Annotated in this window: 15 protein-coding genes and 1 pseudogene; 7 read left to right on the forward strand and 9 right to left on the reverse strand. The window is 74.7% G+C overall.

Going from position 1 to position 19,684, the window contains the following annotated elements; all coding sequences use genetic code 11:
* Positions 1 to 107 precede the first annotated feature (107 nt).
* A pseudogene (locus ACTWJ9_RS18305) lies at positions 108 to 1,133 on the forward strand (IS200/IS605 family accessory protein TnpB-related protein); the annotation flags it as partial.
* A gap of 122 nt (positions 1,134 to 1,255) precedes the next feature.
* Positions 1,256 to 1,462, forward strand: coding sequence for a hypothetical protein (locus ACTWJ9_RS18310; protein ID WP_384205043.1), 207 nt, complete (start codon positions 1,256 to 1,258; stop codon positions 1,460 to 1,462).
* Here the strand turns inward: ACTWJ9_RS18310 and ACTWJ9_RS18315 are convergent, their stop codons facing one another.
* The 4 genes from ACTWJ9_RS18315 to ACTWJ9_RS18330 form a co-directional block, all read right to left on the reverse strand.
* Positions 1,463 to 3,274, reverse strand: coding sequence for an alpha/beta hydrolase (locus ACTWJ9_RS18315; protein WP_443294441.1), 1,812 nt, complete (start codon positions 3,272 to 3,274; stop codon positions 1,463 to 1,465).
* 235 nt (positions 3,275 to 3,509) lie between these two features.
* Complete coding sequence (locus tag ACTWJ9_RS18320) at positions 3,510 to 5,153, reverse strand: DNA repair helicase XPB (protein ID WP_279335310.1); 1,644 nt, start codon at positions 5,151 to 5,153, stop codon at positions 3,510 to 3,512.
* A 140-nt stretch (positions 5,154 to 5,293) separates the two neighbouring features.
* Positions 5,294 to 5,668, reverse strand: a complete 375-nt coding sequence (locus tag ACTWJ9_RS18325) for an iron chaperone (RefSeq protein WP_279335311.1) — start codon at positions 5,666 to 5,668, stop codon at positions 5,294 to 5,296.
* A gap of 32 nt (positions 5,669 to 5,700) precedes the next feature.
* The gene (locus tag ACTWJ9_RS18330) at positions 5,701 to 8,301 is read right to left on the reverse strand and encodes a helicase-associated domain-containing protein (protein ID WP_443294442.1); all 2,601 of its coding nucleotides are present in this window, start codon (positions 8,299 to 8,301) and stop codon (positions 5,701 to 5,703) included.
* 119 nt (positions 8,302 to 8,420) lie between these two features.
* On the opposite strand from ACTWJ9_RS18330, the gene ACTWJ9_RS18335 reads away from it, so the two are divergent.
* Positions 8,421 to 9,482, forward strand: a complete 1,062-nt coding sequence (locus ACTWJ9_RS18335) for a hypothetical protein (protein WP_443294443.1) — start codon at positions 8,421 to 8,423, stop codon at positions 9,480 to 9,482.
* 31 nt (positions 9,483 to 9,513) lie between these two features.
* Positions 9,514 to 10,155 carry an HAD family hydrolase gene (locus ACTWJ9_RS18340; protein WP_443294444.1) on the forward strand — a complete coding sequence of 214 codons (642 nt, stop codon included), beginning with the start codon at positions 9,514 to 9,516 and terminating at the stop codon, positions 10,153 to 10,155.
* A gap of 27 nt (positions 10,156 to 10,182) precedes the next feature.
* Here ACTWJ9_RS18340 and ACTWJ9_RS18345 read toward each other — a convergent pair whose 3' ends face one another.
* Entirely contained in the window at positions 10,183 to 10,431 is a 249-nt protein-coding gene (locus ACTWJ9_RS18345) for a hypothetical protein (protein WP_279335315.1), read from the reverse strand.
* Positions 10,432 to 10,594: 163 nt separating this feature from the next.
* Here ACTWJ9_RS18345 and ACTWJ9_RS18350 point away from each other — a divergent pair, with 163 nt between their 5' ends.
* Positions 10,595 to 10,978 carry a cold-shock protein gene (locus ACTWJ9_RS18350; protein ID WP_384205024.1) on the forward strand — a complete coding sequence of 128 codons (384 nt, stop codon included), beginning with the start codon at positions 10,595 to 10,597 and terminating at the stop codon, positions 10,976 to 10,978.
* A gap of 61 nt (positions 10,979 to 11,039) precedes the next feature.
* Here the strand turns inward: ACTWJ9_RS18350 and ACTWJ9_RS18355 are convergent, their stop codons facing one another.
* From ACTWJ9_RS18355 to ACTWJ9_RS18370, 4 genes are all read right to left on the reverse strand, one after another.
* A complete protein-coding gene (locus ACTWJ9_RS18355; RefSeq protein WP_384205022.1) occupies positions 11,040 to 11,894 on the reverse strand; it encodes a 1,4-dihydroxy-6-naphthoate synthase in 855 nt (284 codons plus the stop codon).
* Positions 11,884 to 12,579 (reverse strand): futalosine hydrolase, encoded by a 696-nt coding sequence (locus tag ACTWJ9_RS18360; protein ID WP_388703349.1) that lies wholly within the window; start codon positions 12,577 to 12,579, stop codon positions 11,884 to 11,886. The genes ACTWJ9_RS18355 and ACTWJ9_RS18360 overlap by 11 nt, the downstream gene beginning before the upstream one ends.
* 62 nt (positions 12,580 to 12,641) lie before the next feature.
* Positions 12,642 to 13,139, reverse strand: coding sequence for a DUF2771 domain-containing protein (locus ACTWJ9_RS18365; RefSeq protein WP_279335319.1), 498 nt, complete (start codon positions 13,137 to 13,139; stop codon positions 12,642 to 12,644).
* A gap of 62 nt (positions 13,140 to 13,201) precedes the next feature.
* On the reverse strand, positions 13,202 to 14,650 hold the full coding sequence (locus ACTWJ9_RS18370; RefSeq protein WP_443295898.1) for an MFS transporter: 1,449 nt from the start codon (positions 14,648 to 14,650) through the stop codon (positions 13,202 to 13,204).
* A gap of 317 nt (positions 14,651 to 14,967) precedes the next feature.
* Here ACTWJ9_RS18370 and ACTWJ9_RS18375 point away from each other — a divergent pair, with 317 nt between their 5' ends.
* On the forward strand, positions 14,968 to 15,894 hold the full coding sequence (locus ACTWJ9_RS18375) for a DUF3027 domain-containing protein (protein ID WP_387035555.1): 927 nt from the start codon (positions 14,968 to 14,970) through the stop codon (positions 15,892 to 15,894).
* Between the two features lie 590 nt (positions 15,895 to 16,484).
* Positions 16,485 to 19,625 carry a sacsin N-terminal ATP-binding-like domain-containing protein gene (locus tag ACTWJ9_RS18380; protein ID WP_443294445.1) on the forward strand — a complete coding sequence of 1,047 codons (3,141 nt, stop codon included), beginning with the start codon at positions 16,485 to 16,487 and terminating at the stop codon, positions 19,623 to 19,625.
* Positions 19,626 to 19,684 lie beyond the last annotated feature (59 nt).

Genomic DNA, 19,684 nt, shown 5'->3' on the forward strand with positions numbered 1-19,684 from the left:
GCGGTGGCGCTCCGGCGAGGGAGGCGGGGAGGCCCCGGACGGCGCGGCCGGGGCGAGCGGGAGATTCTAGTCGGCCGCAGGCCCCGGGGGCGAACGGTTTCCCTCCCGGCCGTTTCCTGCAGGCGGATGGGGAGTCCGGGAAACGCCACGGCAACGAGACCATCCGCATCGGCCCGGACGGTCAGGTCGGTATCAAGCTGCCCGCCCCGCTTGCCGGGCTGGCCAACGCCCCGCGCGGCCGGTACGTCCTGACCGGCCGGGTGGCGTTCGCGCACCGGGGCGAGCAGTGGGCCGACCGCGTGTCCGCGAACCGGGCGGTGGCCTACCGCATCCACTACGACGTGGACCGGGGCCGCTGGTACCTCACGGCCTCGTGGACGATCCCCCCGGTCCAGACCGTGTCCCTGGCGCAGGCCCGCTCGGGTGGTCTGATCGGGGTGGACACCAACGCCGATCACCTCGCCGCCTGGCGGCTGGACGAGCACGGCAACCCGTGCGGCGAGCCCCGCCGCTTCTTCTACGACCTCGGCGGCACCGCCCACCACCGGGACGCCCAGGTACGGCACGCCCTCACCCGCCTGCTGCACTGGGCACGACGCGAAGGCGTCGCCATCGCGATCGAAAACCTCGACTTCGGCGCGGAGAAGACCCGCGAGAAGCACGGCCGCAGGAAGCAGTTCCGCAAGCTCATCAGCGGCCTGCCCGTCGCCAGGCTGCGGGCACGGCTGGTGTCGATGGCGGCCGAACTCGGCATCGCCGTCGTCGCGGTCGACCCCGCGTACACCTCGATGTGGGGCGCGCAGCACTGGCAGAAGCCCCTCACCTCGAAGAACCGCAGGACCACCCGTCACGACGCCGCCGGCGTCGCGATCGGAAGGCGCGCCCTCGGGCACCGTGTCCGGCGACGGACGGCACCGCCCCCACACGACCGGAGTGATCGTGTGGGGCATCGGACCGCCCAGGCCGGACATCGTGCCCGGGGGCGTGAGGGAACCCGCCCCCGCATCCCCGGACCACGCACACGATGCGTGTCGCCGGATGCGGAGCGAACGCGGGCGACCAGTGCATCCACCACCGTTCGGGATGCGCCAGATGTTCAGGGCTGGGTCCAGGACTCACTCCTGCTCACTGATGAGGAACGGTTCCGGGTCCTTCTCGCAGGGGAGACCGGCCGCCTCAGGGGGGATCGGGCGGGGTCCGAAGCCGGTCCCAAGGACTGATGCCCCGAACGGGTGATCCGGCGCACTCTGGACACATGAGCGCAGCGACCTTCACCCCAGGCAACCGGGCCGGTGGCCAGGGCCCTCCGCGCCGCGGTGCCACCGCCACCGGCTCCGTCCACCACTCCCCGCACCGTCTCGGCAACGCCCTGCGCGCCGTCAGGGCCTTCACCGAGGCCTTCTTCTCGGTCACCGTCCTCGGCGAGTACAACGAGGAGGCCGGCGTCCGCCGCCGCCACTGATCACGTACGCGGCGGAAGCAGACCCTCGACGACCTCCAGCGGCCAGGCGCCGTACGGCGACGGCAGCGGCCCGTCCGGGGACGCGGCCCGCGGCAGGCCTCCGGCAGGCGTCCCGGCCTGCGCCCGCATCGGTTCCGACGCCGACGGCGCCTCGACCGGCGGGGCGAACGGCGGGAGGTCCTGCGTGCAGCGCGCGCCCTTCGGCGGCAGCGCTCCGGTGAGGAAGTACCGCACCACGTGCCGTCCCACGCACGCACTCGGGTTGTCCAGCGCGGTGTGCCCGTACCCGTCCAGCGTCAGCAGCCGCGCGTCGCCCAGCTCCCCGACCATGTTCTGGGCCGCCCGGTACGGGGTGGAGGGGTCGTGGGTCGTGTTCACCACCAGCACCGGGTGGGCGGTCGCCCGGTCCCACGGGCCGGTGTACGGGTCGGCGGCCCGGGCCGGCCAGGTGGCGCACGGCTCGTTGGCCCACACCCACCAGTGGGCCAGCTCCCCGGCCTCCGCCACCGCCCGCCGTTCCAGCTCGGGGTAGCGCAGTGGTGACCGCGGGTTGGGGCTCTCCGCGCACATCACCGCGAGCGGCTGCTCGAAGCCCGGGTAGGGCACCGGGACGCCCGTCGGGACGCCCGGTGCCAGGAGGGGCCGGCCGGACCACAGTGCCTCCAGCAGGTCCGCGACACCGGTCCAGCCGGGGTGCACGGTGTAGAGCCCGCCGCGCACCTCGCTCACGGCCCTCGCGTACGTCCTGTCACCGGCCGGCCGCGCGGCGAGGCGCCGCATCAGGGTGTCGTACTTGTCGCGGGTGGCGGCCGGGGTGCCCGCCGAGAAGACGCACCGGGTCACGGGTGCGCGCCCGCAGTGGTCGAGGAACTGTGCCAGCGTGTCGGCCGAACCGAGGTGGGAGCCGAGCCGCAGGAACGTGTTCACCGCCTCGGACCCACCCGCCGTCCCGGACCCACCCGCCGGGACGGCCTCGCCCGCCGCCCCGGCCTCACCCGCCGGGCCGGTCTCGCCGAACCAGGTGAGCGGGTCCACGTTCCCGTCGAGGACGAGCCGTCCGGCCCGCTCGGGGAACAGGTTCGCGTAGGTCGCGCCGAGCAGTGTGCCGTACGAGACGCCCCAGTACCGCAGCTGCTTCTCGCCCACCGCGGCGCGCAGCAGGTCCAGGTCGCGGGCGGTGTCGGCGGTCGAGACATGGCGCAGCAGGTGCGGATCGCGCTGCTCGCACCGCTTCGCGAGGTCGGCGTACGCGGCGACGAACGCCTGCTGCTCGCGCTCGCCCACCGGGAACGGCGGGAGCTTCGACTGCCAGGCGACGGCCTCCCCGGCGGTGTCGAAGCAGCGTACGGCCGTGCTCTCGCCGACGCCGCGCGGGTCCCAGCTGACGATGTCGTAGCGGTCCCGCAGTTCGTCCGGGAACTTGGCGTACAGCTGCGGCAGTCCCAGGGTGCCGGGGCTGCCCGGGCCGCCGGGGTTGAAGAACAGCGTGCCGACCCGCTTCTCCGGCGCGGCGGCCCGGTGTCTGATCACCGCCAGCTCGATGGTGCGGTCCCCGGGGCGGGTGTGGTCCAGGGGCACGTTCGCCGTCGCGCACTCGAACCCGGTCTGCGCGACGTCCGGGCAGTCCTGCCACCGCAGCACCACCCCGCCACCGTCACCGCCGTCGCGGCCGCCACCGCCGTCGCCGTCACCGCCGCCCGGTCCGCCCGCAGACGCCGGGCCGACCGCCCCGAGCAGCAGGATCAGTGCCCCGGCCGCCGCACCGGCGGCTCGGGTGAGGGGTATCCGTGGGGCGGTGGCGGTCCGTGGCATGGGCAGGCCCTTCCCTCGCGGCGACCGGGAGCCGGGCCCGCGGCAGCGGACCCGCTGTCATACCACCGGCGGTCCGCCGAGCGGGCAACCGACACGCGTCCGATCGGGTGTTGAAGTGAGTGGCCCGCCCCCTCTGGTGTTCGACCTTCCCGCAGGATGACGACCCGGGGACGACGCCCCGGGAACGAGGCCCCCAGGGACGACGCCCGGGAACAACGCCCCCAGGGGCGCCCGCTCAGCTCTCCGCGAGGAGTTCGTCCGCGTCCATGATGCGGTAGGCGTAGCCCTGTTCCGCCAGGAAGCGCTGGCGGTGGGCCGCGAAGTCCTGGTCGATGGTGTCGCGGGCGACCACGGAGTAGAAGTGGGCCTGGTGGCCGTCCGCCTTGGGCCGCAGCACCCGGCCCAGCCGCTGGGCCTCCTCCTGCCGGGACCCGAAGGTGCCCGACACCTGGACGGCGACCGTGGCCTCCGGCAGGTCGACCGAGAAGTTCGCGACCTTGGAGACGACCAGCACGCCGATCTCGCCCTGCCGGAACGCCTCGAACAGCTTCTCCCGCTGCGCGTTCGACGTCTCGCCCTTGATCACGGGGGCGTCCAGGTGCTCGCCCAGCTCGTCCAGCTGGTCGATGTACTGCCCGATGACGAGGATCTGCTGACCGGCGAAGCGGCGCACGATCGCCTCCGTCACCTTCCGCTTGGTGGCGGTCGTCGCGCAGAAGCGGTACTTCTCCTCGGTCTCCGCCGTCGCGTACGCGATCCGTTCGGAGTCGGTGAGGTTGACCCGGACCTCCACGCAGTCGGCGGGCGCGATGTAGCCCTGCGCCTCGATCTCCTTCCACGGCGCGTCGAACCGCTTCGGGCCGATGAGGGAGAACACGTCCGACTCGCGGCCGTCCTCGCGGACGAGGGTCGCCGTCAGACCGAGCCGACGGCGGGCCTGCAGATCGGCGGTGAACTTGAAGACGGGGGCGGGCAGCAGGTGCACCTCGTCGTAGAGGATCAGGCCCCAGTCCCGGGAGTCGAAGAGTTCCAGGTGGGGGTAGACGCCCTTGCGACGGGTCGTCAGCACCTGGTAGGTGGCGATGGTGACGGGACGGATCTCCTTCTTCGTCCCGCTGTACTCGCCGATCTCGTCCTCGGTCAGCGAGGTCCGCTTCACCAGCTCGTGCTTCCACTGCCGGGCCGAGACGGTGTTGGTGACCAGGATCAGCGTGGTCGACTTCGCCTGTGCCATCGAAGCGGCGCCGACCAGCGTCTTGCCCGCGCCGCAGGGGAGGACGACCACGCCGGAGCCGCCGTGCCAGAAGTTCTCCACGGCCTGCTTCTGGTACGGGCGCAGTGTCCACCCGTCCTCGACCAGCTCGATGGAGTGCGCCTCGCCGTCCACGTACCCGGCGAGGTCCTCGGCGGGCCAGCCCAGCTTCAGCAGCGTCTGCTTGATCTGCCCGCGCTCCGAGGGGTGCACGGCGACGGTGTCCGGGTCGATGCGGGCGCCGACCAGCGGGGCGATCCGCTTGGAGCGCAGCACCTCCTCCAGGACGGGCCGGTCGGTGCTGGTGAGGACGAGACCGTGCGCCGGGTGCTTGAGCAGGCTGAGCCGGCCGTAGCGGTCCATCGTCTCGGCGATGTCGACGAGCAGCGCGTGCGGCACCGGGTAGCGGCTGTACTGCACCAGCGCGTCCACCACCTGCTCGGCGTCGTGGCCGGCGGCCCGCGCGTTCCACAGGCCGAGCGGGGTCACCCGGTAGGTGTGGATGTGCTCCGGGGCCCGCTCCAGTTCGGCGAAGGGCGCGATGGCGCGACGGCAGTCGTCCGCCTGCTCGTGGTCGACTTCCAGGAGAAGCGTCTTGTCGGACTGGACGATGAGCGGACCATTCACGCGCGGCTGCCTTTCTGCGACGGGCTCGGCACGGGCACTGCACGGGCACAGCTCGGCCAAACGTCCAGTTTGCCTGATCGCCCGCCCTCCGGGACCCGGAGTGACGCCCGCCACTTCGGGTCCCGGAGGGTGTGAGCCCGTCAGCAGATCGGGCCCGGCTCGGCCGCTGTGGCCCGGAGCAGGTCGCGCACCAGGTCGAAGTCGATGGTCGCCGGATCCTCCGGCCTGCGGAACCGCAGGCAGCCCTTGCCCATGTCCTGCCCGGCCAGCCGGTTCTCGAAGGCCGTACGGACATCGCCGCGCAGGAGGTAGAAGGACAGGTACCGCTTCTGGGAGGCGAAGGCGATCTCGGCCGTGCCGTCCCGTTCGTAGGCGGGCATGCCGTACGCCATCACCTCGGTGAAGCCCGTGAGTTCCGCCCTGCACAGCCGCCGCAGTTCGGCCAGCGCGGCCCTGCGCGGCTCAGGGGCCTCTGCGAGGTAGCTCTCGACGTCCTGCACTGTGCTCCGCACCATGGACGGAGCCTACGCCGCGCCGCGGAGCGGGCTCAGCTCTCGTCGTCCGCCAGTTCCGCGACGCCCGTGATCCGGTGCAGCGGATAGGTGCGGACCTCGTCGGCGGTGTGGTCGTACGCCGTGACGAAGCCGCCCTCGACGCGGACCGGGGCGATGACGCGCTGGCTGGCCGCGCCCTCGGCGTTGACGTAGCCGATCCACAGTGCCTCGCCGGTGAGGACGGCGGCCTGCACGGTGGCGAGGGTCTCGGCGGACCCGGTGCGCGGCAGCTCGCCGCCCCCGCGCCCGGCCCGGGGCTTGCGGGGGGCGGTGGCGGCGAGGTCGCCCGCCCGTACGGCCCGGATCGCCGCCGTGAGCAGGGTGTCGTCGGGCACCGGCGGCCCCTCCGGAACCGGCTCGGGCGGCGTGCGCGGCGGGGTGCGGTGGGCATGGGCGCGGGTGATCAGGACATCGCCCTCGGCGGACTCGGCGGCCGGCGCGAACCCCATCCGGCGCAGCCCCTCCAGCAGGCCGGCCGGGTCGGCCCGCGCGGCCAGCACGGTCGGCGCGAGACGGCGCAGCCCCAGCTCCGCGGCCCGCTTGTCGGCGAGGATCTCGTTGAGCACCGCCTCGTCGTCGCAGCGTACGTACGCGGAGGCCGCGCCCACCCGCAGATGCCCGTGTCTGCGGGCCACGTCGTCGATCAGGTACGCCAGCGGCTGCGGAACCGGTGTGCGGGAGTGCGCCGTGAGGAAGGCGTGCAGGTCGGCGGCGGTCTGCCCGGCGTCCAGGGCACGGCGTACCGAGCCCGGAGTGAACCGGTAGACGGTCGCCCCGCCCTTCGACTCCACGTCCGCGAGCACGTCCAGCATGTCCGCGAGCGGCCGTCGCAGCGGGCCCGGCGCGACGGCCGTCAGGTCGGCCTGGAGCAGGACGTGGTCCAGCGGTTCGGGCAGCAGAGGTGCCAGCAGCCGGGCGGCGGCGGTGACGTTCTTCGGCTCGGCGGGGGAGAACCCGGCGGGGGAGAACCCGGCGGGGGAGAACCCGGCGGGGGAGAGGGGGCCCGGCGGCGGGGCCGGCCGGTGGTGGACCGGCAACCGGTCGCCCGGCCCCCGGGGCTCCGGTTCGGCCGGGTGGTCCGGACGGTCCGGTTCCGGCGCGGGCAGGCCGAGCAGCGCCCGCCCGTGGGCCGAGAGCGCCCCCCGGCCGGTGATTCCCAGTGTCTCCGCCTCGGTGAGCGTCCACCGGGCGAGCCGGGAGCGCAGGTCCTCGCCGTCGCCGGTGCCGGGGCGCGGCGGGCGTTCCCACCGCAGCCGCGCCGGCACCGACTCGGCCACCGGAGCCGTCCCCTCCGGCAGGCCCGCCAGCAGCGCCAGCACCCGGTGCCGCACCTCGGGCGCCGCCGACCGGTCGAGCCCCGGACCGAGCGCCGCCACCGTGTGGTCCTTCGCGTCCCGCTCGCCGACCAGTCCCGGGGTCCGGGTCGCCGCCAGCCACGCCGTGGCCAGCACCGTCCAGCGCTCGGCGGCGGGCCGCTCCAGCCAGGTGTCGTACGCCGGGGTCGCCGCGTACCGCTCGTCGGCCTCCCCGTCGGAGGCCAACAACCCTGCCGCATAAGCCAGTTCGACCCAGAACGCGGCGACCGGCTCGGGCACGTCCAGGGCGACGGCGGTCCGCTTCAGGTCCCGCACGCTCAGCCCGCCGGACCGCAGCACCGCCGGACCGCCCTCGTCCCAGTCCTTCAGCAGTTCCTCGACGGCCGCCAGCGCCGTGTACGCCTGCCCGGCCGCCGCCGCGTCCACCACCTGTGGACGGTGCGCGGGCGCGGGCGCGGGCTCGACGGGTGGCGGCACCGGCTCGGTCGCCCGGTGCGCCCGCCCGCCCCGCAGATGCAGCGCCACCTCACGCGGCAGCACGACCGTGCCGGGCGCCGTCGGCAGCAGCAGCCCCCGGTCCAGCAGCAGACGCAGCCGGGGCGCCGGATCGGCGGTGACCTGGCCGTAGGGCGGCCCCCACACCAGCCGTTCCAGCGTCTCCGCAGACTCGGGCGGCACCTCGGCGAGCAGCGCCGACATCCGCGCCCGGTCCGTGAACAGCCCGGTCAGGGCGGCCACCGCGGAGACCGAGTCATGGGTGGACGGCAGCCCGGCCGCCGTGACGATCTCCTGGATCCGCCCCGGGGACATCCCGGCCGTCGCCTCCCGCACGGTCGGGCCGAGACCGGTCGGCGAGGGGTGCTGCGCGGAGGGGGAGAGCAGCTCACGGGCCGTACGGACCAGCCGCAGTCGGTCGTCGCCGCCCCACACCAGCGCCTGTTCGCGCAGCGTCCGCACGACGTGCGGCAGCGCGGCGGACACCGCGGGATCGCCCTCGTCGCCGGCCAGCAGCCCGAGCAGCTCGTCGTACGGCGCCGGATCGGCCGCCACGGCCAGCGCCTGCGCGGTCTGCAGCGCGAACCGGTCCAGCCGCTCCAGGGCCCGCACGACCGAGGCCCGGGTCCCGGCCCGGGTGGCGAGCTGGGTGAGGTCGGTGGGCACGGGCGTGACGAGGTCCGGCCTGCTGCGCAGGAGCGCGGCAAGCCCGACGTCGTCCCGCCCCCGGAGCTCTTCCGCGAGGGATCGGGGGGCCGCCGCGGGCTTCTCCTCGGTGCTCATCCGCATCACGGTAGCGGGTGGGTACGCCGGTGGGGTGCGCGGAGTTGGGTCGGCCGACCGGACTCGCGGTACCGTCGTCCGACGTCGTGTACCAACGCATCCGCCCCGGAGGGCACTTCGTGGGTATCGAGAGTGACCAGGTCGTCTACGAGTACCTGAGCCGCGTCGGTGACGTGGCCCAGCAGCGGCAGCTGCCGTCGGCGACCCGGATGGGCCTGGTCGCCCGGCTGCGTGACGAGATCGACCGGCGCCGGGCGAGGACCGCGGTCGACTCCCCGGCCGCCGTGCGCCGCATCATCTCCCGCATGGGCACCCCGGACGAGGTCGTGGCGGCGGCCGCGGACCCCTCCGGGGCGGCCGGGGCCGGTGGCGCGGATCCTCGGCCGGAGGGGCCCACCGCGAACAGGCCCGCACCGCCGCCCGCCGAGGTTCCCGCCCAGCGGAGCGGGGACCTCGGCGGGCGCGCGCGGGACGTCCTGCGCCGCGCGGTCCCCCGCCCCCGTCCGGCCGGGAACCCGCACCCCGGGCCCGCCGCCGGCGTACCGTCCCCGCCGCACCGGGCCGGTACGGACGAACTCGGGGACAGCGCTGCCCAGCCCGACTGGTGGCGGGTGGACGACAGCCCCTTCGGCGTCGGCGACGAGGTCACCGGTTTCGTCGGCGGAGTGGAGATCCCCGAACTGCTCAAGCCCCCGCCGGCGAAGGAACCGGACGGGGCGGCGGGCCGGGACGGGAAGGCCCCCGCGCCGGCCGTCGTCGAAGCCGGGACCGACACCGACACCGGTGCCGGAACCGCGGCCGGGTCCCGGTCCGCCCGGCGTCGGTTCGTGCGGCTCCCCTCCGGCCGCTGGAGCAACCCCCTGCTCCTGGTCGCCGCGGGCCTGCTGGTCGTGGGTGCCGTCCTGGGCAACTGGTTCGCCCTGTTCCTCGGCTGGGTCATCGCCTACGCCTCCCGCCGCCTCACCCGGGCCGAGATCAAGTGGGCGGTCGTCGTCCTGCCGGGCCTCGCGATCGCGGGCGGGATCGTCTGGCTCTGGGGCCGGACCGAGGAACGCTGGGGCACCCCCGTCGCCGACGGCGCCATGAACGACGCCGTCTTCGAAACCTGGCCCTGGGTGGTCCGGGCCGCGGCGGTGACCTCGGCCCTGTTCCTCACCTGGCGCTCCCAACGCCCCCGCTGACCTCGCACGAGCCGCAGGCACAATGGCGGGCATGGCCTCCACGACCCCGCTCCCGTCCGCGCCGCTCACCGTCGGCTTCGACCTCGACATGACGCTCATCGACTCCCGGCCCGGCATCCGTGCCTGCTACCTGGCGCTGGCCGAGCGGACCGGCACCCCCGTGGACGCCGATCTCGTCGTCACCCGGCTGGGACCGCCGCTGGAGGACGAACTGATCAACTGGTTCCCGGCCGAGCGGGTCGAGGAGGCGGCGGACCTGTACCGGTCGATGTACCCGACCTACGCCATAGCCCCCACGCCGGCGCTGCCCGGCGCCCGCGACGCCATGGCGGCCGTACGGGAGGCGGGCGGACAGGCGATCGTCGTCACCGCGAAGCACGAGCCCAACGCCAAGCTGCACCTCGCCCACCTCGGCATCGAACCGGACGCGGTGATCGGCGATCTGTGGGCCGAGCAGAAGGCGCTGGCGCTGCGCGAGCACGGCGCGGGCGTGTACGTCGGCGACCATGTGGGTGACGTGCGCGGCGCGCGGGCCGCCGGAGCACTGGCGGTCGCGGTCGCCAGCGGCCCGTGCGACCCGGCGGAACTGCGCGCGGCGGGCGCGGACGTCGTCCTCGCCGACCTGACCGAGTTCCCCCGCTGGTTCGCGGACCACCGCGCGGCGCGCCCCTGACGGCTCCCCGCCGGGGCGCCCGACGGCCTACCGTCCGGCGCGTGCCTGACGGCGGCCGGCCGCGGCCGAGCGGAGCACTCCCGCACCGGCCATCAGGAAACCGACCCCCATGAGCATGCTCAGTACGAACATGTACGTCGGGAAGGGTTCCGTACCGAGGAACAACGGGGCCACCGTGACCAGAGTGGCCACGGTACCGATGAGGAAGACGACGCCGCCTGCACGGACCAGGCCGTCGCCGGGCGCCGCGGAATTCGCTTGGGTTTTGTCAGCCACCGGACCAGGGTAGTTCCTGGCCGGAGGGAACTACCGGGCGACGTCTTGTCACCCGCCCGAAGACCATTAGCCTTGGTTGCGGTGGGTCACCAGGATCTGCCCGAGCGTTATCGAGAGCTGTTCCAGAAGCGGTTTCCCGACGAGTACGAGGACGAGGACAGACGTGCCCACCGGCAAAGTCAAGTGGTTCAACAGTGAGAAGGGCTTCGGTTTCCTCTCCCGTGACGACGGCGGTGACGTCTTCGTCCATTCCTCGGTCCTCCCCGCCGGAGTCGAGACCCTGAAGCCGGGCCAGCGGGTGGAGTTCGGCGTGGTCGCCGGACAGCGAGGTGACCAGGCCCTGTCCCTGACCGTCATCGACCCGACCCCGTCGGTCGCGGCCGCCCAGCGCAAGAAGCCCGACGAACTGGCCTCCATCGTCCAGGACCTGACGACCCTGCTGGAGAACCTCGCGCCGAACCTGGAGCAGGGCCGCTACCCGGACCGCACCTCCGGAAAGCAGATCGCCGGCCTGCTCCGCGCGGTCGCCGACCAGCTGGACGTCTGATCCGGCCAGCCGGCACCGGTACCGACACCCGCGCCCGCACCGGCACCCGCGCCGGTAGGGGTCAGGGGAACCGCAGGGCGTCCGGGCCGAGGGGCGGCACCAGTCCCTCGGCCGCCGCACGCGTCAGCAGGCCCCGTACGGCCGCGTAGCCGTCCTCGCCGAGGTCGGCGGTGAACTCGTTGACGTACAGCCCGATGTGCTGGTCGGCGACGGCCGGGTCCATCTCCTGGGCGTGCGCCATGACGTACGGCCGGGCCGCCTCGGGGTCGTCCCAGGCGGCCCGTACGGAGCGGCGGATCGAGTCGGCGAGCAGGGTCAGCGTCCGCGCTCCGAGGGACCGCCTGGCGATGATCGCGCCCAGCGGGATCGGCAGCCCGGTGGTCCGCTCCCAGTGCTCACCCATGTCCGCGAGCCGGTGCAGCCCGTACTCCCGGTAGGTGAAGCGCGCCTCGTGGATGACGAGCCCGGCGTCGACCTTCCCGTCCCGGACGGCGGGCATGATCTCGTGGAACGGCATCACCACGATCTCCCCGACCCCGCCGGGCACCACGTCCGCCGCCCACAGCCGGAACAGCAGGTAGGCCGTCGACCTCTCGCTGGGCACGGCGACCGTGCGCCCCGCCAGGTCCAGCCCTTCCTCCCGGGTCAGCACCAGCGGTCCGCAGCCCCGGCCCAGCGCGCCCCCGCAGGGCAGCAGCGCGTACGCGTCGAGGACGTAGGGGAGGGCCGCGTACGACACCTTCAGCACGTCCGACTCGCCGCGCTCGGCCATGCCGTTGGTGACGTCGATGTCGGCGAAGGTGACGTCGAGGGCGGGCGCGCCGGGGACGCGGCCGTGCGCGAGGGCGTCGAAGACGAAGGTGTCGTTCGGGCAGGGGGAGTACACGATCCCCAGCCGCTGCTGCTCAGCTGTCATACCGGTTCCAACTCTCCAGGACGGGCGCGATCTTCCCGAAGCCCTCGGTGAGGGCGTCCAGGGCGTCACCGATGCGCCAGGCGGCGCGGTCGCGCGGGCCGACGGGATTCGACACCGCCCGTACCTCCAGCACGGGCAGGCCGTGTGCGGCGGCGGCCTCGGCGACGCCGAAGCCCTCCATGGCCTCGGCGAGCGCGCCGGGGTGGCGGTCGCGGAGCCGGGCGGCGCGGGCCGCGGTGCCGGTCACCGTCGACACGGTGAGCACGGCACCGGTGAGCGCGCCGGACGCGGCGGCCACCTCCCGGACCAGGGCGGCGGGGGGCCGGTGGGTGACGGTGCCGAAGCCGAGGTCGGTCACCGGCAGGAAGCCGTCGGCGGTCTCGGCGCCCAGGTCGGCGGCGGTGATCTCGTCGGCGACGACGAGCGAGGCGAGGGGCGCGTGCGGCGGGAAGCCGCCGGCGATCCCGGCCGAGACGACCAGGCGGTAGGGGCGGCCGTCCAGAGCGGCGGCGGTGAGCGCGGCGGCCGTGGAGGCGGCGGCGCGGGCCGGGCCGACACCGGCGGCGATCAGATCGGGGCCGTCGGCGATCGTGACGACCTCCACCCCGGGCAGGGCCCTCCCGTGCGCGGCACCGGGAAAGGCCCTGGCCACCGCGTCCCGTTCGGCGGGGACGGCGGTGGCCACGAGGACTCCTCCCCGCGCTCCCGGTCTCGTGGGGGCGGGGGGCGTCCGGGCGGACGACGCGATCAGGCGTCCTTCTTCAGCCGGAAGGACCACAGGCCGGTGGCCTCGTTCTCGCCCTGCTTGACCGACACCAGGGTCGAGTTGCCCTGGGCGCCGTACTGGGCGTTGAAGAACACGCTGCCGGGGATGGTGCGGTAGGTCTTGGTGCTGGAGTCGGTCAGCGGCTGACCGTTCATCAGGATCGTCCAGCCCTTGTCGGCGAGGTCCGGGTCGACACCGAAGCGCACGGTCTCGTCCGGGTCGACCGAGATCTCCTTGATGTCCTTGTCCTCCAGGCACGACGTCAGGTCGGAGGCCTTCAGGGCCTTGCCCTCGCCGCCGCAGGTGGCCTCGGAGGCCACCGAGTCGCTGCCGACGGTGATCGTGGACATGGCCGTCGGCTTGTCACAGGCCGACAGGACGAGCAGTCCGGCGGAGACGGCACCGGCGACGACGACGGCACGGCGCCGTCGCACAGCGCGGTCACTTCGAGCGGCTGTGCCGCGGGGCAACGTGGTCATGGGCGAAGGTTATCGGGCACGTCCGGTCCACTTCCCACGTGGGGTACGGCGTGGCCGGAGCGTTACGCCACTCGCGCGCGCCCGCGGCCCCTGTGCCGGGCGGAGCCGACCAGCGCGCGGACGGTGGTCAGCCAGCCCGCGGCGACGATCGCGGCGCCCACCGCGAGGCCCAGCGACCCGATCAGCGGCATCGCGATACCGATCGCCCCGCCCAGCACCCACGCCATCTGCAGCAGCGTCTCGGAGCGGGCGAACGCCGATGTGCGGACCGTCTCGGGCACGTCCCGCTGGATCAGCGCGTCCAGGGACAGCTTGGCCAGTGCCTGCGCGAAGCCGGCGATCCCGGCGAGGCAGGCCACCACGACCGCGCCGAACAGCGCCGCCGCCGTGATCGCCGCGGCCGTCACACAGGCCACCACCGTCACGATGATGATCTCCGGCGCGCGGGACCGGAGCGACGCGCCGACGGCCGTACCGAGCGCGTTGCCCGCGCCCGCCGCCACCCCCACGATGCCCAGGGACACGACGGCGCTCTGGCCGGACATCGGATGCTCGCGCAGCAGGAACGCGAGGAAGAAGATCAGGAAGCCGGTCAGACAGCGGATGGAGGCGTTGGCGGTCAGCGCGTGGGTGACGGCCGGGCCGACCGTGCGCAGACCGGGCCGCCTGCCGGACCTGCGGTGCGGGCCGTGCAGATGGGCCTCGTCCGCCGCGAGCAGCGCCGTGTCCTCACCCTTGGCGGAGTCCACCACCGGCGGCAGCCGGAAGGACAGGAACATGCCTGTGACGAAGAGCACGAACGCCCCGTACAGCGGCCAGCGCGGTCCGATCTGGTGCAGTCCCGCACCGATCGGCGCCGCGACGCCGGTGGCCAGCAGCCCGCCGAGGGTGACCCGCGAGTTGGCTTTCACCAGGGAGAACGCGGGCGGCAGCAGCCGGGGCACGACGGCGCTTCTGACCACCCCGTACGCCTTCGAGGAGACCAGCACGCCGAGCGCGGCCGGATACAGCTCGAGGCCGCCGGTGACCACCGCGCCGGACAGCACCAGGGCGAGCAGCGCCCGGGCGAGCATCGCGCCCGCCATCGCGGCCCGGCGGCCGTGCGGGAGACGGTCCAGGAGCGGGCCGATCACCGGGGCCAGAAGGGTGAACGGCGCCATCGTGATGGCGAGGTAGAGCGCGACCCGGCCGCGTGCCTCGTCGGTCGGCACGGAGAAGAAGACGGTGGACGCGAGCGCGACGGTGATCATGACGTCGCCGGCGCCGTTCACACCGTGCAGCTCGATCAGTTTGCCGAGCCCGGACTCCCCGGCGCCGTGCGCGTGGGTGGCCCGGCGGATCCCGCGTGCGGTTCCGGTCACCGGGAAGCGCAGGACACGGCCGGCCGCACGCAGACGGCCGCCCGGCCTGCCCGACGTGAGGCGCGGGCCCTTTCCTCTGACTCTGGCCCCTCTGGCTTCGTGCGGCCCACCGGTCCCGGTGGCGCCCTGGGGTGTCCTCGCGGTAGCCACGACGTTCATAGTGCCCTGATACGGCGGTCCGTAGTGCCCCGACCGCCTCGACGGCCCCACGGTGTGCGGCTTCCGGCGGAACGCGGCGCCGGCGCGCGATGCCCGGGAACAGCTGAGAACACTCGAGAACAACCGTCGGTGTAGGCCCAGGGCACGCGAGCAGGTAGCGTGCGTATCTCAGCCATCCCGCAGAATGGATGGAGGCGCGCCCGAGCACGATCAGGCGTGGACGTCGACGCGGTCCTCCGGTCCGCTCCGTCCGCCCTCGCGCCGGGAGTGGCGCACTCGTGAGACGGCGTAGGAGAGAAGCGATACCTGTGAAGGCAGCGACAACGCGAAGCCGCACCCCCGACCGGCTGTGCGCCGAGGCCGTCGACCTCGCCCGCGCGGCAGCCGAGGAGGCCGCCGCGCCCGGGGTCGTCGGCGAACACGAAGGCATGCTCTCCGAGGGCGACCGGGTCGTCACCCACTACTTCGCGTGCAGGGAACTCGGCTACCGCGGCTGGCGCTGGGCCGTCACCGTCGCCCGCGCCTCCCGCGCCAAGATCGTCACGGTGGACGAGGCGGTCCTGCTGCCCGGCCCCGACGCGATCCTCGCGCCGGAGTGGGTGCCGTGGAGCGAGCGGCTGCGCCCCGGCGACATGGGCCCCGGCGATCTGCTGCCCACCGACGCCGAGGACCTGCGGCTGGAGCCCGGCTTCTCCGGCGAGGACGCGCCGCCGCCGAACTCGCCGGTCTCCGAGGAGTTCACCGAACTGGCGGAGGCCGAGGACGCGGACGTCACCGAGGGCACCCCGGCGCACCAGGCGACCGTCCCGGCCCGCGGGTCGATCGCGGCCCTCGCCGAGGAACTCGGCATGCGGCGCGCCCGCGTCCTGTCCCGCTACGGCCTGCACACCGCCGCCGACCGCTGGGAGGAGGCCTTCGGCGCCAAGACCCCGATGGCGCAGGCGGCCCCCGCGTCCTGTGTGTCCTGCGGCTTCCTCGCCCCGATCGGCGGATCGCTCGGCCAGGCCTTCGGTGTGTGCGCCAACGAGTTCTCCCCGGCCGACGGCCGTGTCGTCTCCCTGGCCTACGGCTGCGGCGGCCACTCGGAGGCCGCGGTCATGCCCAGGCCGCCCCAGCCCGTCCCGCCCCGGATCGACGAGACCCGCGTCGACCCCTTCCCGCTGCGCCCCTCCCCCGACTCCGGCTCGGTCCCGGCGACGGAGGACGCGTCCTCGGCGGAACTGGGGCACTCGTAGGCTGCGGCACTCGTGCCAGGGTCCGAGGCGGACTCGGGCCCTGACACGGGTTCGGTCCCTCGTCGTGCGTGCCGGGAACCGTGAGCGGTCAGCGGCCACGTGTCGTCCGGGCGCTCGGGTGAGCGGCATGTGGACGGATGCGGCCGAAGTGCTCACGCGCGCGCGGACGGTGGTGTTCCGGTGGGGCGAGGCGCAGTCAGGAGCAGGCGGACCGGCTGATCCGGTTCCTCGGCGTCCGGGGAATCCACGATCAGGGAACGGGCCGCCTGGCGCGGCTCGACGAAGGTCCTGGCCCCGTCGGGCTCCAGGGCCACGATGCGCGCTGCCTCCGCGGCTCCGAGTTCAGCGAGCCGCCGGTGGCCGGGATCCGCGGCGTCGCACTCCGGTCTTCGGGCCTCCGGCGGGGGACGGGCGAGTACGCACTGTGGTCGGAGTCCGCCTGTCCGTCATCGAGGAGGTACCCGGTCCGCTTCCGCTGCGGGGCGGAGCGTCGCTCGAACGCCCCGGGGCCGACCGGGCTGTCCTCGGCGGGGTCCCGTGGAGGGGTACCTTCGGTCTCACGCCGATCGGGGCCGATGAGGAGAGTGACCGTGAGCATGTTCGTACGGCCTGCGGACGAGGGCGCCGACCCGTTCGGGACGGTGCGGTTGCGGCGTGGGGTGCTGGACGCCTGGGCCGCCAGTCCCGCCCGGTTCCGTGAGGACGCCAACGCCGAGGAGGACCTCGTCCTCGGCGGGTACCGGGACCGCCTCGTCGTCGAACTGGCGCAGAACGCCGCCGACGCCGCCGCCCGCGCGGGGGTGCCGGGACGGCTCCGGCTCACGCTGCGCGACGGGGTGCTCGTCGCCGCGAACACCGGCGCCCCGCTGGACGCGGCCGGGGTGGAGTCGCTGTCCACCCTGCGGGCGTCCGCGAAGCGGGACGAGCCCGCCGGGGCCGTGGGCCGGTTCGGCGTCGGGTTCGCCGCCGTCCTCGCCGTCACCGACGAGCCCGCCCTCGTCGGCCGGCAGGGCGGGGTGCGGTGGTCGCTGGCCGAGGCCCGGGAACTCGCCGGTGACAGCGCGGGGCACAGCGCCGGTCTCGGCGACGAGATCCGCCGCCGCGACGGGCACGTACCGCTGCTGCGCCTGCCCTTCGCCGCCGAGGGCACCGCCCCCGACCCGTACGACACCGCCGTCATCCTGCCGCTGCGCGACCCGGCCGCCGCCGACCTCGCCGAGCGGCTGCTGCACGCCGTCGACGACGCCCTGCTGCTCGCCCTGCCCGGCCTGGAGGAGGTCGTCGTCGAGATCGGCGACGCCGAGCCCCGCACCGTGCGCCGGAGCGCGGAGGGCGCCCTCACCGTCGTCACGGACTCCGGCCACGGCGCCACCCGCTGGCGCACCTCCGCCGCGCACGGCCCGCTCACCCCGGACCTGCTCGCCGACCGTCCCGTCGAGGAGCGGCTGCGGCCCCACTGGTCGGTCACCTGGGCCGTCCCCGTCGACTCCGACGGCAGCCCCGTCCGGCCCCGCACCGGCCCCGTCGTGCACGCCCCCACCCCCAGCGACGAGCCGCTCGGCGTCCCCGCCCTGCTCATCGCCTCCTTCCCGCTGGACTCCACCCGCCGGCACGTCGCCCCCGGCCCGCTCACCGACTTCCTGGTGGAGCGCGCGGCCGACGCCTACGCCGGTCTCCTCGCGGAGTGGCATCCGGTGACCGCCGGGATCATCGACCTGGTGCCCGGCCCGCTCGGCAAGGGCGAACTGGACGGCGCCCTGCGCCAGGCGGTCCTCGGGCGGCTGCCCCGCACCTCCTTCCTGCCCCCCGCCGTCCCCCCGCGCGAGCAGGACGACGACTCCGGTCTGCCCGAGTCCCTGCGTCCCCGGGACGCCGAGATCGTCGAGGGCGCCGGGGCCGACACCGTGCGGGTGCTCGCCGAGGTGCTGCCCACCCTGCTGCCCGCCGGGCTCGAACGGCGGACGGAACTGCGTGCCCTGGGCGTGCCCCGGGTCCCGCTGGCCGACGCGATCGACCGGCTCGCCGGGCTGGAGAGGGCGCCCGAGTGGTGGTGGCGGCTGTACGAGAGCCTTGCCGGGGTCGACCCGGACCGGCTCTCCGGGCTGCCCGTGCCGCTCGCCGACCGGCGTACCACCATCGGCCCCCGGCAGGTGCTGCTGCCCGGTGCGGAGGCCCCCCGGATCGACCCCGGGGTGCTGGCCCGGCTCGGCCTCAAGGTCGCCCACCCGGACGCCGCGCACCCCCTGCTGGAGAAGCTCGGCGCCCTCCCGGCCACCCCGCGCGCGGTGCTCACCACCCCGCAGGTGCGGGCCGCCGTCGCCGCCTCCCTCGACGACGAGGGCGGCATGGCCGCCATGGGCTGGGAGGAGGAGGCGCCCGACGCCGAGGAACTCGCCGACACCGTGCTCGGCCTGGTGCGCGACGCCGGTCTCGAACCCGGCGACGAACCCTGGCTGGGCGCCCTCGCCCTGCCCGACGAGGACGGCGGACTCTCCCCGGCCTGCGAACTGGTCTTCCCCGACGGCCCCTTCGCCCGTGTCATGCGCGAGGGCGAGCTCGCCTCGGTGGACATCGAGTTGGCGCAGAAGTGGGGCGAGGCCCCGCTGGCCGCCTGCGGGGTGCTGGTCGACTTCGCCCTCGTCCGCGCCACCGACGTCGTCCTCGACCCGGACGAACTCGAGCCGCGGGAAGGGGACTACGCCGAACCCGACGACGCGGGCCTGCTCGACGCGGTGGACGTGTGGAGCGAGGACATCCTCGACCGCTTCCCCGACAGCCCGGTGCCGCCGGTCGCCACCGAGATCGTCGCCGTGCGCGACCTCGACCTCGTCGACGACGACCAGTGGCCCCGGGCCCTCGCCCTGCTCGCCCGCCCGCCGCTGCGCGACGCGCTCACCCAGCCGGTGCGCGTCCTGCTGCCCGACGGCACCCACGAGGTGGTCCGCCCGTACACCGCCTGGTGGCTGCGCGGGCACCCGGTGCTCGGCGGCCGCCGGCCGGCCGGTCTGCGCGCCGCGGGGAGCGACCCGCTGCTGCGCGGCCTGTACGACGAGGCCGACGCCGCCGGCTTCGAGGACGAGCAGGTGCTGCGGGCGCTCGGGGTGCGCACCTCCGTGTCCGCGCTGCTCGACGAACCGGGCGGCGCGGCCGAACTCCTCGACCGTCTCGCCGACCCCGGCCGCGCGGTCACCGCCGCCCAGTTGCACGCCCTCTACGGGGCGCTGGCCGACCTGGAGCCGGAACAGGTGACCCTGCCGGACGAGCTGCGCGCGGTGGTCGACGGCCGGGTCGAGGTGGTGGACGCCGCCGACGCGGTGGTCGTCGACTCGCCCGACCTGCTGCCGTTCACCGCGGGTGTGGCCCTGCTGCCCGTCCGCCCCGCGCGGGCGGCCGAGCTGGCCGAACTGTTCCAGGTGCGGCGGCTGAGCGAGTCCGTCACCGGGGAGGTCGGCTCTCGGGGCACCGAGTACGACGTGCCGGAGTCCGTGCGGGTCCTGCTCGGGCCGCGCACCCCAAAGACGTACGTCGAGCACGAGGAGCTCGTCGTGGACGGCGTGGAGATCGACTGGCGGCTGACCGACGACGGCGTGCCGCACGCCGCCACCCTGGAGGGCGTCGCCGCCGGGCTGGCCTGGGCGGCCGGTCAGTGGCCGCGCCGCTTCGAGGTCGCGGCCCTGCTGGAGGATCCGTCCAGGACGGAGGAACTGGCACGGGACCGCTGGTTCGACTGAACGCGTGGGGGGTGGGCCGGGGTCGCCCCCGGCCCACCCCCCCACGGCGGACCTCTCGC

The sequence above is a fragment of the Streptomyces sp. GDS52 genome (assembly GCF_052246875.1).
Classification (GTDB): Bacteria; Actinomycetota; Actinomycetes; order Streptomycetales; family Streptomycetaceae; genus Streptomyces; species Streptomyces cathayae.

What these genes read in the sequence shown, in the direction of transcription:
- ACTWJ9_RS18365 (WP_279335319.1), bottom strand. Translation starts at nt 13,139, where the DNA reads ATGACCACGTTGCCCCGCGGCACAGCCGCTCGAAGTGACCGCGCTGTG.
- ACTWJ9_RS18330 (WP_443294442.1), bottom strand. Translation starts at nt 8,301, where the DNA reads ATGAGCACCGAGGAGAAGCCCGCGGCGGCCCCCCGATCCCTCGCGGAA.
- ACTWJ9_RS18310 (WP_384205043.1), top strand. Translation starts at nt 1,256, where the DNA reads ATGAGCGCAGCGACCTTCACCCCAGGCAACCGGGCCGGTGGCCAGGGC.
- ACTWJ9_RS18325 (WP_279335311.1), bottom strand. Translation starts at nt 5,668, where the DNA reads ATGGTGCGGAGCACAGTGCAGGACGTCGAGAGCTACCTCGCAGAGGCC.
- ACTWJ9_RS18340 (WP_443294444.1), top strand. Translation starts at nt 9,514, where the DNA reads ATGGCCTCCACGACCCCGCTCCCGTCCGCGCCGCTCACCGTCGGCTTC.
- ACTWJ9_RS18315 (WP_443294441.1), bottom strand. Translation starts at nt 3,274, where the DNA reads ATGCCACGGACCGCCACCGCCCCACGGATACCCCTCACCCGAGCCGCC.
- ACTWJ9_RS18355 (WP_384205022.1), bottom strand. Translation starts at nt 11,894, where the DNA reads ATGACAGCTGAGCAGCAGCGGCTGGGGATCGTGTACTCCCCCTGCCCG.